Genomic DNA, 1,716 nt, shown 5'->3' on the forward strand with positions numbered 1-1,716 from the left:
ATATTTACCTGATAAATTCCTGTACAGTTACCAATCGCACCGATTACAAAAGCCGGAATGCACTGCGAAAAGCATTGCAACGGAAGGAAAATAATCCTGCTGTAAAAGTTGTTATTACGGGATGTTATTCCCAGAGAAATCATGATGACATACGCAAAATTGGTGATGTTGATTTGATTGTGGATAACAATGAAAAAAGTAAAATTTACAACTTGATTGAGCAGGAAAAAAAATTGTCGTCTTGCAATCCAGATATTTTTGATGAGCTTTCCACCACACAGATGATTGATCATACACGTGCTTTCATCAAAGTTCAGGACGGGTGCGATTATTATTGCGCTTATTGTGCGGTTGCTTTTGCCCGAGGACATTCCCGTAGTCGTGATAAGGAAAAAGTGTTGGAACAAATTCAAATTCTTACCGAAAATGGTTATCGGGAATTTGTGTTGGGTGGCATTAACCTGGGTATATACGGACATGAAAAGGAAGACAATTATTATCTGGCAAATTTGCTGAGAGATATCGAAAAAATCGAGGATGTTAAATTAATTCGCCTCAGTTCCATTGAACCTCAACTTTTTTCCGAAGCTCTTCTGAATTATTTCAGAGAAAGTGAAAAAATTTGTCCTCATTTTCATATTCCCTTGCAGGCAGGAAGTGATGAACTTCTACAAAAAATGGGAAGAAGATATACGACAACTGAATTTTCTCAAACGATTCAAAAGCTGAGACAGATTTTTCCTTACTGCGCTATTGGGCTGGATGTGATCGCCGGATTACCGGGTGAAACCGATGAACTTTTCCAAAAAACTTATTCTTATCTTTCGCAGCTTGATTTTAATTATCTGCATGTATTTTCATATTCCCGGCGTCCTGGCACACGTGCCGCAAAAATGACAAATCAAGTTAATGGTAAAATCATTAATCAACGTAGCAATATTTTGGCACAGCTTTCTAAAAAGAAAACCGATAATTATCTTTCAACCCTTCTGGATTCGGAGATTATTCTGCGGGGAGTGATCGAACAGAAAAAAGATGGCTTTTGGACCACGCTTTCCGATCATTTCATCAGAATTTATCTTTCGTCTGAAAAAAATCTGAAAAAAAAGTATTTACACTTTGTTCCGTTCCAAAAAAAATTCGATGGATTGGAAGTGAAACGAATAAACGTGGAGCAAATTTCTGAACGTCTTGAATGTGATTCTATGTGAAGATTAACGTTAAGGCTATTGGACAGGAAAGTGAAATTTTATTTGAAAACCGGGAAATTACTCAGGACAGACTGTGATAAAAATTAATGATCTAACAATAAGTTTTGGCGAACACACTGTTCTGCAGAATATAAATTTGCAGATTCTGAAAAACAGGATTACTACGATTGTAGGAGCAAGCGGTTGCGGGAAAAGCGTACTTATGAAGGCAATCGAAGGCCTGATTATCCCAGATTCCGGTAATATAGAAATTGATGGTGAAAACTTATTGGTTCAAAACAGGGACGGAGTAAGACGGATTCGAAAAAAAATTGCTATGCTGTTTCAGGGGGCTGCTCTGCTTGATTCACTCACTGTCTATCAGAATGTAGCTTTACCGCTCAAAGAACATACAAAAAAAAATGATAAAGAGATTTATCGCATCGTAGAAGAAAAATTGAATTTGGTGGGATTGAAAAATGTGATGTCCAAAATGCCTTCCGAGTTGAGCGGTGGTATGAAAAAA

At 37.2% G+C, this 1,716-nt stretch carries 2 protein-coding genes; both read left to right on the top strand.

Going from position 1 to position 1,716, the window contains the following annotated elements; all coding sequences use genetic code 11:
- Positions 1–1,211, top strand: a 1,211-nt coding sequence (mtaB, locus tag ENL20_08605) for a tRNA (N(6)-L-threonylcarbamoyladenosine(37)-C(2))-methylthiotransferase MtaB (GenBank protein ID HHE38617.1), incomplete at its 5' end; no start/stop codon positions are given.
- A 73-nt stretch (positions 1,212–1,284) separates the two neighbouring features.
- Positions 1,285–1,716, top strand: a 432-nt coding sequence (locus ENL20_08610) for an ATP-binding cassette domain-containing protein (protein HHE38618.1), incomplete at its 3' end; no start/stop codon positions are given.

This window comes from Candidatus Cloacimonadota bacterium (assembly GCA_011372345.1).
GTDB lineage: Bacteria > Cloacimonadota > Cloacimonadia > Cloacimonadales > TCS61 > DRTC01.